The organism is Pseudonocardia sp. DSM 110487 (assembly GCF_019468565.1).
Lineage (GTDB): Bacteria > Actinomycetota > Actinomycetes > Mycobacteriales > Pseudonocardiaceae > Pseudonocardia.
The window spans coordinates 9320579-9333904 of sequence record NZ_CP080521.1 but is presented as its reverse complement, the minus strand read 5'-3'; the positions used below and the strand labels follow the sequence as shown (position 1 = coordinate 9333904).

14 protein-coding genes are annotated in these 13326 nt (G+C 70.4%); 13 read left to right on the top strand and 1 reads right to left on the bottom strand.

What is annotated here, in order from left to right; all coding sequences use genetic code 11:
- The first annotated feature begins 231 nt into the window (after nucleotides 1-231).
- On the top strand, nucleotides 232-918 hold the full coding sequence (locus tag K1T35_RS44030; protein WP_220257571.1) for a demethylmenaquinone methyltransferase: 687 nt from the start codon (nucleotides 232-234) through the stop codon (nucleotides 916-918).
- Here K1T35_RS44030 and K1T35_RS49535 read toward each other — a convergent pair.
- Nucleotides 895-1140 carry a hypothetical protein gene (locus tag K1T35_RS49535; RefSeq protein WP_255621330.1) on the bottom strand — a complete coding sequence of 82 codons (246 nt, stop codon included), beginning with the start codon at nucleotides 1138-1140 and terminating at the stop codon, nucleotides 895-897. The two genes, K1T35_RS44030 and K1T35_RS49535, sit on opposite strands and share 24 nt — an antisense overlap.
- 96 nt (nucleotides 1141-1236) lie before the next feature.
- Here K1T35_RS49535 and K1T35_RS44020 point away from each other — a divergent pair, with 96 nt between their 5' ends.
- From K1T35_RS44020 to nuoK, 12 genes are all read left to right on the top strand, one after another.
- Nucleotides 1237-2529, top strand: coding sequence for a geranylgeranyl reductase family protein (locus K1T35_RS44020; protein WP_220257570.1), 1293 nt, complete (start codon nucleotides 1237-1239; stop codon nucleotides 2527-2529).
- Nucleotides 2530-2625: 96 nt separating this feature from the next.
- Nucleotides 2626-2991, top strand: coding sequence for an NADH-quinone oxidoreductase subunit A (locus tag K1T35_RS44015; protein WP_142106732.1), 366 nt, complete (start codon nucleotides 2626-2628; stop codon nucleotides 2989-2991).
- A 1-nt stretch (nucleotide 2992) separates the two neighbouring features.
- Complete coding sequence (locus tag K1T35_RS44010; RefSeq protein WP_220257569.1) at nucleotides 2993-3544, top strand: NADH-quinone oxidoreductase subunit B family protein; 552 nt, start codon at nucleotides 2993-2995, stop codon at nucleotides 3542-3544.
- Nucleotides 3545-3550: 6 nt separating this feature from the next.
- Nucleotides 3551-4375 carry an NADH-quinone oxidoreductase subunit C gene (locus K1T35_RS44005; RefSeq protein ID WP_220257568.1) on the top strand — a complete coding sequence of 275 codons (825 nt, stop codon included), beginning with the start codon at nucleotides 3551-3553 and terminating at the stop codon, nucleotides 4373-4375.
- 46 nt (nucleotides 4376-4421) lie between these two features.
- Nucleotides 4422-5741: an NADH-quinone oxidoreductase subunit D gene (locus K1T35_RS44000; RefSeq protein ID WP_220257567.1), complete on the top strand. Its 1320-nt coding sequence runs from the start codon at nucleotides 4422-4424 to the stop codon at nucleotides 5739-5741.
- The gene (gene nuoE, locus K1T35_RS43995) at nucleotides 5738-6541 is read left to right on the top strand and encodes an NADH-quinone oxidoreductase subunit NuoE (RefSeq protein ID WP_220257566.1); all 804 of its coding nucleotides are present in this window, start codon (nucleotides 5738-5740) and stop codon (nucleotides 6539-6541) included. The genes K1T35_RS44000 and nuoE overlap by 4 nt, the downstream gene beginning before the upstream one ends.
- Nucleotides 6541-7857: an NADH-quinone oxidoreductase subunit NuoF gene (gene nuoF / locus K1T35_RS43990; RefSeq protein WP_220257565.1), complete on the top strand. Its 1317-nt coding sequence runs from the start codon at nucleotides 6541-6543 to the stop codon at nucleotides 7855-7857. The genes nuoE and nuoF overlap by 1 nt, the downstream gene beginning before the upstream one ends.
- Nucleotides 7854-10307, top strand: a complete 2454-nt coding sequence (locus K1T35_RS43985) for an NADH-quinone oxidoreductase subunit G (RefSeq protein WP_220257564.1) — start codon at nucleotides 7854-7856, stop codon at nucleotides 10305-10307. Before nuoF ends, K1T35_RS43985 begins: the two co-directional genes overlap by 4 nt.
- A gap of 17 nt (nucleotides 10308-10324) precedes the next feature.
- Nucleotides 10325-11605: an NADH-quinone oxidoreductase subunit NuoH gene (gene nuoH / locus K1T35_RS43980; protein ID WP_220263238.1), complete on the top strand. Its 1281-nt coding sequence runs from the start codon at nucleotides 10325-10327 to the stop codon at nucleotides 11603-11605.
- The gene (gene nuoI, locus K1T35_RS43975; protein ID WP_220257563.1) at nucleotides 11606-12148 is read left to right on the top strand and encodes an NADH-quinone oxidoreductase subunit NuoI; all 543 of its coding nucleotides are present in this window, start codon (nucleotides 11606-11608) and stop codon (nucleotides 12146-12148) included.
- The gene (locus K1T35_RS43970; protein ID WP_220257562.1) at nucleotides 12145-12972 is read left to right on the top strand and encodes an NADH-quinone oxidoreductase subunit J; all 828 of its coding nucleotides are present in this window, start codon (nucleotides 12145-12147) and stop codon (nucleotides 12970-12972) included. Before nuoI ends, K1T35_RS43970 begins: the two co-directional genes overlap by 4 nt.
- The gene (gene nuoK, locus K1T35_RS43965; RefSeq protein WP_147257241.1) at nucleotides 12969-13268 is read left to right on the top strand and encodes an NADH-quinone oxidoreductase subunit NuoK; all 300 of its coding nucleotides are present in this window, start codon (nucleotides 12969-12971) and stop codon (nucleotides 13266-13268) included. Before K1T35_RS43970 ends, nuoK begins: the two co-directional genes overlap by 4 nt.
- Nucleotides 13269-13326: the final 58 nt, after the last annotated feature.

Sequence of the window (13326 nt, the reverse complement as noted above, 5' to 3'; positions counted from 1 at the left end):
TTTCAACGATAGTAATCGTGCGCGGCCGCCGCCGGCCGTGGGCGGCCCGCGACTCCGGGCGCGTAGCGTTCCCGCTCGTGAGCGAGCGCCAGCGAGCGAACCGATGGCACAGCGCCGGCGCGAAGCGCTGGCCGAGCCTCGGCGAGGCCATGCGATGAGCGAGCGTCAGCGAGCGAATCATCGACACAGCGCCCGCGCGCAGCGCCGGCCGAGCGCCAGCGAGGACGAGCGATGAGCAGGGCCGACCTGGACAAGGACCCGCACGACGTCGCCGCGATGTTCGACGGCGTCGCGCGCCGCTATGACCTGACCAACACGGTGCTCACCGCGGGTCAGGACCGGCGGTGGCGCCGGCTCACCCGCGAGGCGCTCGGGCTGCGGCCGGGGGAGCGGGTGCTCGACCTCGCCGCGGGCACGGCCGTCTCGACGGTGGAGCTGAGGCTGTCGGGCGCCTGGTGTGTGGCGGCCGACTTCTCCCTCGGGATGCTGCAGGCAGGCGCCCACCGCCCCGTGCCGAAGGTGGCGGCCGACGCGCTGCACCTGCCGTTCCGCGACGGCTCGTTCGACGCGGTCACGATCTCGTTCGGGCTGCGCAACGTCGCCGACCCCGACGTCGCGCTCGCCGAGCTCGCGCGCGTCACACGACCGGGCGGGCGACTGGTGGTGTGTGAGTTCGGCCGTCCGACGGCCGCGCCGTTCCGGGTCGCCTACTACGCGGGGCTGGAGCACGTGCTGCCCGCGATCGCGCGGCGGGTGTCGAGCAACCCGGATGCCTACGCGTACCTGGGCGAGTCGATCCGGGACTGGCCCGCCCAGCCGGAGCTGGCCCGCCGCATCGGGAAGGCCGGCTGGGCCGACGTCGGCTGGCGCAATCTCGCCTTCGGGGCCGTCGCACTACATCGAGCTGTCCGTCCCTGACCCCGGGCGGACCATCGTCAGCTGGTGCACCCGCCGCCCCTGGTAGCGGAGCCCGGGGACGGCGGGCTCCAGGTCAAGGTACGGCGTGAGGTAGACGGCCGCCTCCGACTCCGCGTGGCCCCACAGCGACGCGGTGGGAGCACCCTCGCCTGCCTGCCCGAACAGCGCCATCAGCTCGGTCCGGTCCGCGTCTGCGAGCCCGCGGATCTCCACCTCGCCCACGGCGGATCACCGTAGGGGGCCAACCTGGGCGGGCATCACTCGACCAGGGTGCTTAGACTCAGGGACGACTTCGTGAATCCGTTCACAAGGAGCCGTATGGCCGCGCCCGAACCCACCACATCGGACGCCGACGTGATCGTCGTCGGCGCGGGTCCCGCGGGATCCACAGCCGCCGCGTACCTCGCAAGAGCGGGACTCGACGTCCTGCTGCTGGAGAAGTCGACGTTCCCACGTCCGAAGGTGTGCGGCGACGGCTTCACGCCGCGCGGCATGAAGCAGCTCATCGACCTCGGGATCGACTGCTCAGAGGCCAACGGCTGGCTGCACAACAAGGGCCTGCGGGTCGTGGGCGGCGGCGTCACCCTCGAGCTCGACTGGCCGACCCTCGCGAACTTCCCGAACTTCGGCGCCGTGCGGCCCCGCCAGGACTTCGACGAGCTGCTCGTGCGCCACGCCGAGAAGCTCGGGGCCCGGCTGCACGAGGACACCACGGTCACCGAAGCGATCACCGACGAGCGCACCGGACGGGTCGTCGGCGTCACCGGCACCGTCGGGAAGGGCAAGGAGAAGCGGCCGGTCACCTTCCGCGCGCCGATCACGCTGGCGTGCGACGGGGTGTCGGCCCGCCTCGCGTTGAGCCTCGGGATGGTCAAGCGCGAGGACCGCCCGATGGGCGTGGCCGTGCGCCGCTACTACAACTCCCCGCGCACGCACGACGACTTCCTCGAGAGCCACCTCGAGCTGTGGGACCGCTCCGACGCGAAGGACCCCAAGCTGCTGCCCGGATACGGATGGATCTTCGGGATGGGCGACGGCACCTCGAACGTGGGGCTCGGGATCCTGTCCACATCGAAGGCCTACGGCAAGACCGACTACCGCGCGCTGCTCAAGTCGTGGCTGGACGGCACTCCGGAGGAATGGGGTTATCGCGACGAGAACGCGGTGGGCACCGTCGGCGGCGCCGCGCTGCCGATGGGGTTCAACCGTGTGCCGCACTACCGGCCCGGCATCCTGCTGGTCGGCGACGCGGGCGGCATGGTCAACCCGTTCAACGGGGAGGGCATCGCGTACGCGATGGAGTCGGCCGCCATCGCGGCTCGCTGCACGGTGCAGGCGCACGCGCGCTCCGGCGCGTCCGCCGAGGCGGCGCTCGCCGGGTACCCCACGGCGATGAGCCAGGCGCTGGGCAGCTACTACCGCATCGGCAACGTGTTCTCGAAGCTCATCGGAAACCCGACGATCATGGGAATGGCCACGAAGTACGGACTTCCCCGCACCACGCTCATGCGCTTCATCCTGAAGCTGCTCGCCAACCTGTACGACCCGAGGGAAGGCGCGGTCAGCGACCGCGTGATCACCGCGATGACCAGGCTCACACCGAGCTTGTAGTAAGGCTTGCCTGGGTCCGGTCGGGCTAATCGCCCGACCTAGGGTCCCGGGCGGAATCAATAAAGCGATTTCGACAACGACGACGAGGGTGAACGGATGCTCGACCCCTACCTCCCGCTGGTGCTGTTGTTCGCCCTGGCAGGTGCGTTCGCCCTGTTCTCGGTGACGGCGGCGCCGTACGTCGGCCCGCGCCGCTACAACCGCGCCAAGCTCGACGCCTACGAGTGCGGTATCGAGCCGTCACCCCAGCCCGTCGTGGGTGGTGGCCGGATGCCGGTCGCCTACTACCTCACGGCGATGCTGTTCATCCTGTTCGACATCGAGATGGTCTTCCTCTACCCGTTCGCGGTGAGTGCCGACGCACTCGGCCTGTTCGGGCTGGTGGAGATCGTGCTGTTCATCGTCACGGTCGGGTTCGCGTACGTCTACGTGTGGCGGCGCGGCGGGCTGGATTGGAACTGACATGGGTCTCGAAGAGCACCTGCCAAGCGGCGTACTGCTGACCAGCGTCGAGAAGCTGGTCAACTGGACGCGGAAGTCGTCGCTGTGGCCCGCGACGTTCGGGCTCGCCTGTTGCGCCATCGAGATGATGACCACCGGCGCGCCCCGCTACGACCTCGCCCGTTTCGGCATGGAGGTCTTCCGCGCCTCGCCGCGCCAGGCCGACCTGATGATCGTCGCCGGCCGGGTGAGCAACAAGATGGCCCCGGTCCTGCGTCAGATCTACGACCAGATGCCGGAGCCCCGCTGGGTGCTCGCGATGGGCGTCTGCGCGTCATCGGGCGGCATGTTCAACAACTACGCGATCGTCCAGGGCGTCGATCACGTCGTTCCCGTCGACATGTACCTGCCGGGATGCCCGCCGCGCCCCGAGATGCTGATGGACGCGATCCTCAAGATCCACGCCAAGATCATGGACGAGCCGCTCGGGTCGCGGCGGGCGGCGGAGCTGGCCGCGAGCGGCCACAAGACGGAGCTGGTGCCGTCGTCGATCAAGTTCGCGAAGAAGAAGTGACGCGTCATGGCTGACACGAACAGCGCCGACGAGAACAACACCGGCACCCCCGGCTCCTCCGCCGAGCGGAAGGGCGCCGACGAGGCCGAGCTGCGGGCCCGCGGGGCCGAGGAGGCCACGGCGGGCGAGGTCGAGCAGGCAGGCGGGGACGGCACGCCGGAGGGCGGCACCCGCATCGGGCCAACCCGCGAGCGGCGCGGCATGTTCGGCGTCTCCGGCTCGGGCGACACCTCGGGCTTCGGCGGCCTGCGGCTGCCGGCCTACGTGCCCGCGCCTGCCGAGCGTCCCTTCGGCGGCTGGTTCGACGACTTCGCCGACGAGTTCGGCGAGGCGCTCGCCGAGCGCGGCGTCTCGGGCGGCGCCGTGCAGCAGATCACGATCGACCGCGGCGAGATCACCTTCTACGTGCGCCGGGAGTCGATCCTCGACATCTGCCGCACGCTGCGCGACGAGGACAGCCTGCGGTTCGAGCTGTGCTCCTCGGTCTCCGGCGTCGACTACGGGGCGGACGTGCCGCAGCGGCTGCACGTTGTCTACCACCTCACGTCGATGACCTACCGCCGCCGCGTCCGCCTCGAGGTGTCGGTCGACGTCGACGACCCGCACGTGCCGAGCGTCGTCGAGGTCTACCCGACGGCCGACTGGCACGAGCGCGAGACGTGGGACATGTTCGGCATCGTCTTCGACGGCCACCCGGCCCTGACCCGGATCCTCATGCCGGACGACTGGGACGGCCACCCGCAGCGCAAGGACTACCCGCTCGGCGGGATCCCCGTGGAGTACAAGGGCGCGGAGATCCCGCCGCCGGACGAGCGGAGGTCGTACACGTGATGGCGCGGAGATCCCGACTCTGCCCCGACCAGGGGAGGTCGTACACATGAGCAGCGACACCTTCGATGCGTATGCCCCCGAGCGGGAGACCACCGAGGGCAAGGTCTACACGGTCACCGGCGGCGACTGGGACACGCTCCTCGACGAGGAGCACGACGACCGCATCGTCATCAACATGGGCCCGCAGCACCCGTCCACGCACGGCGTGCTGCGGCTGGTGCTGGAGCTCGAGGGCGAGACGGTGCAGCAGGCCCGGTCGGTGATCGGCTACCTGCACACCGGCATCGAGAAGAACTGCGAGTACCGCAACTGGACCCAGGGCGTCACGTTCGTGACGCGCATGGACTACCTCGCGCCGATCTTCAACGAGGTCGGCTACTGCCTCGCCGTCGAGAAGCTGCTCGGGGTGGAGGTGCCGCGCCGGGCGCAGGTGGCGCGCGTGCTGCTGATGGAGATCAACCGCATCGGCTCGCACCTCGTGGCGCTCGCCACCGGCGGCATGGAACTCGGCGCGCTCACCGGGATGACCGCCGGGTTCCGCGAGCGCGAGGAGGTGCTGCACCTGCTGGAATTTCTCACCGGATTGCGCATGAACCACGCGTTCGTCCGCCCCGGCGGGCTGGCCCAGGACCTCCCGGACGGCTGGGAGGAGCGGGTCGCCGAGTTCATCGCGGTCATGCGGAAGCGGCTGCCGGACTACGACCGGCTGCTCACCGTCCAGCCGATCTGGCGCCAGCGCATGGAGAACGTCGGCTACCTGCCGGTGGACGGATGCCTCGCGCTCGGCGCCACCGGGCCGATCCTGCGCGCGGCCGGCCTGCCGTGGGACATGCGCAAGGTCGAGCCGTACTGCGGCTACGAGGAGTACGACTTCGAGGTCCCGGTGGCCACCGAGGCCGACTGCTACGCCCGCTTCCGGCTGCGTGTCGCGGAGATCCACGAGTCCCTCAAGATCATCGAACAGGCTGCGGCGAAGATGGAGCCGGGCCCTGTGATGATCGCCGACCGCAAGATCGCCTGGCCTGCACAGCTGTCGGTGGCGTCCGACGGGATGGGCAACAGCCTCGAGCACGTCCGCAAGATCATGGGTCAGTCGATGGAGTCGCTGATCCACCACTTCAAGCTGGTCACAGAGGGCTTCTCGGTGCCGGCGGGCCAGGTGTACACGGCGGTCGAGTCGCCGCGCGGCGAGCTGGGCTACCACCTGGTGTCCGACGGTGGCACGAGGCCGGTGCGCGTCCACGTGCGGGACCCCAGCTTCGTGAACCTGCAGACGATGCCGGCGATGAGCGAGGGCGGCATGGTCGCGGACGTGATCGCGGCCGTCGCCTCGATCGACCCCGTCATGGGAGGTGTGGACAGGTGACATTGCCTGAAGGCACGCCGGAGTCCTTCGGTCCGATCACGGGGCCGGAGGAGGTGGTGTTCGAGTCCGTCGTCGAGGACGCCGGCCCGGTCGTCGAGAAGTTCGACGAGCTCACGCGCCAGCGCACCAAGGAGATCATCGAGCGCTACCCGCAGTCGCGGTCGGCGCTGCTGCCGCTGCTGCACCTCGTGCAGTCGGTGGAGGGCCACGTCAGCCAGGACGGCATCCGCTACTGCGCCGACGCGCTGGAGCTGTCCACGGCCGAGGTCTCGGCGGTGGCCACCTTCTACACGATGTACAAGCGCACCCCGTGCGGCGAGCACCTGGTGAGCGTCTGCACCAACACGCTGTGCGCGGCGCTCGGCGGCGACGACATCTACAAGCGGCTCGAGGAGCGGCTCGGCGTCGGCCACGAGGAGACCGCGGGTGAGCCCGGCACCACGGGCTCGATCACGCTGGAGCACGCCGAGTGCCTCGCCGCCTGCGACCTCGCGCCGGTGCTGCAGGTCAACTACGAGTACTACGACAACCAGACGCCGGAGTCGGCCGAAGAGCTGGTGGACGCGCTGCGGCGCGGCGAGAAGCCGCACCCCACCCGCGGTGCCCCGCTCACCGACTTCCGCACGGTGGAGCTGGAGCTCGCCGGGATCTTCCCGGACCTGGCCGCGAGCGTGGAGGGGCCTTCGGTGGCGCCGGAGTCGGTGCGCGGCGCGCGCCTCGCCTCCGAGCGCGGCTGGACCGCCCCCTCGATGCCCGACAACCCGCCCGCGTTCCCTGCGCTGCCGGAGAAGAAGAACTGATGGTGGATCAACTCACGCCGGTGCTCACGAGGCGCTGGCAGTCGCCCCGCTCGTGGTCGATCGACACCTACGAGCAGCTGGAGGGCTACCAGGCCCTGCGGCACGCGCTCACGGCCCAACCGGACCAGCTCATCCAGCTGGTGAAGGACTCCGGCCTGCGCGGTCGTGGCGGTGCGGGCTTCCCCACCGGCCTGAAGTGGAGCTTCATCCCGCAGGGGCCCACCGGCGCGGGGGCCAAGCCCAAGTACCTCGTGGTGAACGCCGACGAGGGAGAGCCGGGCACCTGCAAGGACATCCCGACGATGATGGCCGACCCGCACTCGCTCATCGAGGGTTGCATCATCACGTGCTTCGCGATCCGCGCGAACTTCTGCGCGATCTACGTGCGGGGCGAGGCGCTGCACTGCATCCGGCGCGTGCGCCGGGCGGTGGAGGAGGCCCGCGCCGCGGGCTACCTCGGCACCGACATCCTCGGCTCGGGCTTCGACCTGGAGATCGTGGTGCACGCCGGCGCGGGCGCCTACATCTGCGGTGAGGAGACGGCGCTGCTCGACTCGCTGGAGGGACGTCGGGGCCAACCTCGCCTCAAGCCTCCCTTCCCTGCCACGTCGGGGCTCTACGCCTCGCCGACAGTGGTGAACAACGTCGAGACCATCGCCTCGGTTCCCGCCATCGTGATGGGTGGCAGCGACTGGTTCCGGTCGATGGGCTCGGAGAAGAGCCCCGGCCCGAAGATCTACTCGGTGTCCGGCCACGTCGAGCGGCCCGGCCAGTACGAGGCGCCACTCGGCATCACGCTCCGGCAGCTGCTGGAGCTTGCGGGCGGCATGAAGGACGGCATCCCGCTCAAGTTCTGGACCCCGGGCGGCTCGTCCACCCCGATCTTCACGGCGGAGCACCTGGACGTCCCGCTCGACTTCGAGGGCGCCGCCGCGGCCGGCTCGATGCTGGGCACGACGGCCGTGCAGGTCTTCAACGAGACCGTGTCGGTGCCGTGGGCGGTCATGAAGTGGACCGAGTTCTACAAGCACGAGTCGTGCGGGAAGTGCACGCCGTGCCGCGAGGGCACGTTCTGGTTGGTGCAGATCCTGGAGCGGATGGTGCACGGCGAGGGCACAGAGGCCGACGTCGAGACGATGCTCGACATCTGCGACAACATCCTCGGCCGCTCGTTCTGCGCCCTCGGTGACGGGGCGACGAGCCCCATCACGAGCGCCATCAAGTACTTCCGCCAGGAGTTCCTCGACCTCATCGCGGAGCAGCCCGCGGTGCAGCGCCCGGAGCAGCTGGACGATCTGGTTGGAGCCCAGGCATGACGATCGCCCCCGAAGAGAAGAAGGAGGCGCGGCCCGTCCCCGAGGGCCACGTCCGCCTCACGATCGACGGGATCGAGGTCGACGCCCCCAAGGGCGAGATCCTGATCCGCACGTGCGAGCGGCTCGGGATCATCGTGCCGCGGTTCTGCGACCACCCGCTGCTCGACCCGGCAGGCGCCTGCCGCCAGTGCCTCGTCGAGGTGGAGATGGGCGGCCGGCCGATGCCGAAGCCGCAGGCCAGCTGCACCATGACGGTGGCGGACGGCATGGTCGTCAAGACCCAGCACTCCTCCCCGGTGGCCAAGAAGGCCCAGGAGGGGGTGATGGAGCTGCTGCTCATCAACCACCCGCTCGACTGCCCGATCTGCGACAAGGGCGGCGAGTGCCCCCTGCAGAACCAGGCGATGAGCACCGGGCGCACCGACTCCCGGTTCGTCGACACGAAGCGGACGTTCCCGAAGCCGCTCCCGATCTCCACCCAGGTGCTGCTGGACCGGGAACGCTGCGTGCTGTGCCAGCGCTGCACCCGGTTCTCCGAGGAGATCGCGGGCGACCCGTTCATCGACCTCCTCGAGCGCGGCGCCGAGCAGCAGATCGGCGTGGCGGAGGACAAGCCGTTCCAGAGCTACTTCTCCGGGAACACGATCCAGATCTGCCCGGTGGGTGCGCTCACCAGCGCGGCGTACCGGTTCCGCTCCCGCCCGTTCGACCTCGTCTCGACGCCCGGCGTCGACGAGCACACCGCGAGCGGCGCCGCCATCCGCATCGACACCCGCCGCGGCACCGTGATGCGGCGCCTTGCGGGCAACGACCCCGAGGTCAACGAGGAGTGGATCGACGACAAGAGCCGGTTCGGGTTCCGGTACCTGAAGTCGAAGGGCCGCATCACCCGCCCGCTCGTCCGCGGCGCCGACGGACAGCTGGCCGAGTCGTCGTGGACCGAGGCGCTCCGCGTCGCGGCCGAGGGCCTGCTGGCCGCCCGTGACGGTGGGATCGGCGTGCTGGCCGGGGGCAGGCTCACCGTCGAGGACGCCTACGCGTACGCCAAGTTCGCACGCGTCGCCGCCGGCACCAACGACGTCGACTTCCGGGCGCGGGTGAACTCCGCCGAGGAGCTGGAGTTCCTGGCCTCGCACGTGGTCGGCAAGGGCCCCGAGACCCTCAGCTACACGCGCCTCGAGGCCGCGCCCGCCGTGCTCTGCGTCGCGCTGGAGCCGGAGGAGGAGGCGCCGGTCGTCTACCTGCGACTGCGCAAGGCGGCCCGCAAGCACGGCCAGCGCGTCTTCCACCTCGGCCAGTGGACCACGCCCGCGGTCGAGCGCACCTCGCTCGCGACCGGCGCGGCCTCACCGGCCGCGAAGGACAACCTGATCCCGGCCGTGCCGGGCGCCGAGGCCGCCGTGCTGGCCGACCTGCCCGAGCACGTCGTCGAGGCGCTGCGTGGCGGGGGTGTCATCCTCGTCGGCGAGCGTGGCGCCGAGGTGTCGGGGCTGTACTCCGCGGTGGCCGCTCTCGGCGAGCGCACCGGCGCGGCGATCGGCTGGGTGCCGCGTCGCGCGGGCGACCGCGGTGCCCTCGACGCGGGCGCAGTGCCCACGCTGCTGCCCGGCGGCCGCCCGGTGGCCGACGCCGCCGCCCGCGCCGAGGTCGAGCAGGCATGGGGCCTGCAATCCGGCGCTCTCCCGGCCACCCCGGGCCGCGACACCGACGAGATCCTCACCGCCGCCGCCGCCGGCGAGCTGGCGGCGCTGGTCGTCGGAGGGGTCGACCCGTACGACCTCGCCGACCCGGCCGCCGCACTGGCCGCCCTGCGCGACGTCGGGTTCCTCGTGAGCCTCGAGCTGCACGAGTCGGCCGTCACGGAGCTGGCCGACGTGGTGCTGCCGGTGGCCCCCGACGCCCAGCGCGCGGGGAGCTACGTCAACTGGGAGGGGCGGCGCCGCGGGTTCGGCCCCGCTCTCGACGCGAGCGGCGTGCTCCCGGACTGCCGGGTGCTCGACACCCTCGCCGTCGAGATGGACGTCGACATGTTCACCCAGACTCCGGCGGCCGCCGCAGGCGAGCTCGACCGGCTCGGCCGCTGGGCGGGGCCCGCCCCGGCCGCTCCCGCGGTCCCGGCAGGCGAGCCGCTTCGCCCCGGGTTCGGGCAGGCCGTGCTCGGCAGCTGGCGCCAGCTGCTCGACGGCTCGACCCTCACGACCGACGAGCCTGCGCTGGCCGGCACCGCGCGCCCGGCGTACGTCCGGATCAACGCCGCCACGGCGGAGGTGCTCGGGCTGACCGAGGGGCAGCCGGCCACGGTGCGCACCGACCGCGGCGAGATCACGCTCCCGGTTGCGCTGGCCGACCTGCCCGACGGCGTGGTGTGGCTGCCGGGCAACTCGGGTGACTCCCGCGTCCGCACGATCCTCGGTGCCGGGCACGGCGACCTGGTGGGGGTGACGGCGTGAACGTGGCGCAGGAGGGCATGAGCCACACGCAGCAGCTGCTGGCGGACGACCCGCTCTGGCTGATCCTGCTGAAGGTCGTGGCGCTGTTCGCGATCGGCGTTGTGCTGACGCTCTTCATGATCAACTGGGAGCGCAAGGTGGTGGGCCGGATGCAGCAGCGTCCCGGCCCGAACCGCACCGGCCCCGGCGGCTGGCTGCAGTCCTTGGCGGACGGGCTCAAGCTCGCGTTCAAGGAAGACATCATGCCGGTGATGGCCGACAAGCGGGTGTACTTCATCGCCCCGGTCATCTCCACGATCCCGGCCTTCGTGGCGTTCTCGGTGATCCCGTTCGGCGGCGAGGTGTCGATCTTCGGCGAGCCGACGGTGCTGCAGCTGGTCGACCTGCCGGTCGGCGTGCTGGTGGTGCTGGCCTGCTCCTCGATGGGCGTGTACGGGATCGTGCTGGGCGGGTGGGCGTCCGGGTCGCCGTACCCGCTGCTGGCGGCGCTGCGTTCGGCGGCCCAGGTGATCTCCTACGAGATCGCGCTGGGCTTGTCGATCGTGGGGGTGATCCTCTACGCGGGGTCGCTGTCCACGGCGGACATCGTGGCCTCCCAGGCATCGGGCTGGTACCTGCTGCTGTTGGCGCCGAGTTTCGTGGTGTTCACGATCTCGATGGTCGGCGAGACGAACCGGGCCCCGTTCGACCTGCCGGAGGCGGAGTCGGAGCTGGTGGGTGGGTTCCACACCGAGTACTCGTCGCTGAAGTTCGCGCTGTTCTTCCTGGCCGAGTACGTGAACATGGTGACGGTGTCGGCGATGGCCACCACCTTGTTCCTGGGTGGCGGGATGTGGCCGTGGCCGCTGTCGTTCCTCAACGCGAACGGCTGGCTGCAGTTCGTCGCGTTCCTGGTCAAGACGTTCGTGTTCCTGTTCGTGTTCATCTGGTTGCGGGGCACGCTGCCGCGGTTGCGCTACGACCAGTTCATGCGGCTGGGCTGGAAGGTGCTCGTACCGGGCAGCCTGCTGTGGATCCTGGCGATCTTCGCGATCCGCACGTGGCGGACCAGCGGTGGCCAGGTGTCGGCGTTGCTGATCGTGCTGGGGATCGCGCTGGCGGTGGTGCTGCTGGTGGCGTTCCTGGTGCCGGACCGCAAGGTGGAGGGCCCGGCGATGATCGAGCCCGCCTCGAACTACCCGGTGCCACCGCTGGACCTGGTGGTGCCCAAGCCGCCACGGCACAAGCTGCGCCCCCGCCGGGTGGAGACCACCGCGGCTGAGCGCACGCCCGCTCTCAGCGGGAAGGAGACCGAGTAGATGTTCGAGTTCTTCAAGGGCTTCGGCGTCACCTTCGGGACGATGTTCAAGAAGGTCGTCACCGAGGAGTACCCGGAGGACTTCCCACCCGCCGCGCCGCGCTACCACGGCCGGCACCAGCTCAACCGGCACCCGGACGGGCTGGAGAAGTGCGTGGGGTGCGAGCTGTGCGCATGGGCGTGTCCCGCCGACGCGATCTACGTCGAGGGCGGTGACAACACCGAGGAGGAGCGCTACTCGCCCGGTGAGCGCTACGGCGCGATCTACCAGATCAACTACCTGCGCTGCATCGGCTGCGGCCTGTGCATCGAGGCCTGCCCCACCCGGTCGCTCACGATGACCAACTTCTACGAGCTGGCCGACGACAACCGGCAGGACCTGATCTACACCAAGGAGCAGCTGCTCGCGCCGCTGCTGCCGGGCATGGAGCAGCCGCCGCACCCGATGCGCCTCGGCGACAACGAGCAGGACTATTACGTGCAGGGCCCGGTGCTCGCCCGCAAGGGTGCCGAGAACGACCCGGTGGGGGAGCAGGTCAAGTGACTCTCGATCTCCTCGCACAGGCCGCGCCGGACCCGGGCGTCGTCAGCACCGGCGAGGCCATCGCGTTTTGGATCCTCGGCCCGTTCGCCCTGCTCGGCGCGCTCGGGATGGTGTTCGCCCGCAACGCGGTGCACTCCGCGCTCGGGCTGATCGGCACGATGTTCAGCCTGGCGATCCTCTACATCGTCGGGCAGGCGCCGTTCCTCGGCTTCGTGCAGATCATCGTCTACACGGGCGCCGTCATGATGCTGTTCCTTTTCGTCCTGATGCTGGTCGGGAGGGACAGCTCCGACTCGGTCGTCGAGGTGCTGCGCGGGCAGCGGCTCGCGGGACTCGCGCTGGGCGTCGGGCTGGCGGTGCTCCTCGTGGCCGCCGTCGGGCGCTCGCTCACCTCCGTCACGCCCGTTGGCCTGGCCGCGGACGGGCCGGGCTACTCCGGCAACGTCACCGGGCTCGGTGCATTGATCTTCACCGACTACCTGTTCGCGTTCGAGCTCACCTCGGCACTGCTGATCACGGCGGCGCTCGGCGCGATGGTCCTCGGCTACGCGCAGGGTCGCAGCCACACGAAGCGCGGCCAGCGGGCCACCGTCGAGGCGCGGCTGCGCGGCGAGCACGACCGGATCTCCCCGCTGCCCGGCCCCGGCGTCTACGCCACCGGCAACTCGGTGGCCGTCCCGGCCGTGCTGCCCGACGGCTCGATCGCGCCGGAGTCGATCTCGGCGATCATCGACGCCACGCCGGTGCGCGAGGTCGAGGACGAGCCGAGTCCCGACGCCCATGCCCTCACCGGCGGCCGCGAGAACGCCGAGGAGTCCAAGTGACCCCGACCTACTACCTGCTGCTCTCCGCGCTGCTGTTCTCGATCGGCGCGGTCGGCGTGCTGGTGCGGCGCAACGCGATCGTCGTGTTCATGTGCATCGAGCTGATGCTGAACGCCGTCAACCTCTCGCTGGTCACGTTCGCCCGGATCCACGGCGAGCTCGACGGCCAGGTCATGGCGTTCTTCGTGATGGTGGTGGCCGCGGCGGAGGTCGTCGTCGGCCTCGCGATCATCATGTCGATCTTCCGTACCCGCCGGACCGCGTCGATCGACGACGCGAACCTGCTCAAGTACTAGGCCCCCTAGTTCTGATTCCAAGGAGTGCTCCCCGTGCTCAGCACTGAGGTGATCCGGT

Excerpts from the sequence above, each read along its gene's own strand:
- nuoI (WP_220257563.1), top strand. The coding sequence starts at position 11,606 with ATGTTCGAGTTCTTCAAGGGCTTCGGCGTCACCTTCGGGACGATGTTC.
- K1T35_RS43985 (WP_220257564.1), top strand. The coding sequence starts at position 7,854 with ATGACGATCGCCCCCGAAGAGAAGAAGGAGGCGCGGCCCGTCCCCGAG.
- nuoF (WP_220257565.1), top strand. The coding sequence starts at position 6,541 with ATGGTGGATCAACTCACGCCGGTGCTCACGAGGCGCTGGCAGTCGCCC.
- K1T35_RS44020 (WP_220257570.1), top strand. The coding sequence starts at position 1,237 with ATGGCCGCGCCCGAACCCACCACATCGGACGCCGACGTGATCGTCGTC.
- K1T35_RS44010 (WP_220257569.1), top strand. The coding sequence starts at position 2,993 with ATGGGTCTCGAAGAGCACCTGCCAAGCGGCGTACTGCTGACCAGCGTC.
- K1T35_RS44000 (WP_220257567.1), top strand. The coding sequence starts at position 4,422 with ATGAGCAGCGACACCTTCGATGCGTATGCCCCCGAGCGGGAGACCACC.
- K1T35_RS44005 (WP_220257568.1), top strand. The coding sequence starts at position 3,551 with ATGGCTGACACGAACAGCGCCGACGAGAACAACACCGGCACCCCCGGC.
- nuoH (WP_220263238.1), top strand. The coding sequence starts at position 10,325 with ATGAGCCACACGCAGCAGCTGCTGGCGGACGACCCGCTCTGGCTGATC.
- K1T35_RS44030 (WP_220257571.1), top strand. The coding sequence starts at position 232 with ATGAGCAGGGCCGACCTGGACAAGGACCCGCACGACGTCGCCGCGATG.
- K1T35_RS44015 (WP_142106732.1), top strand. The coding sequence starts at position 2,626 with ATGCTCGACCCCTACCTCCCGCTGGTGCTGTTGTTCGCCCTGGCAGGT.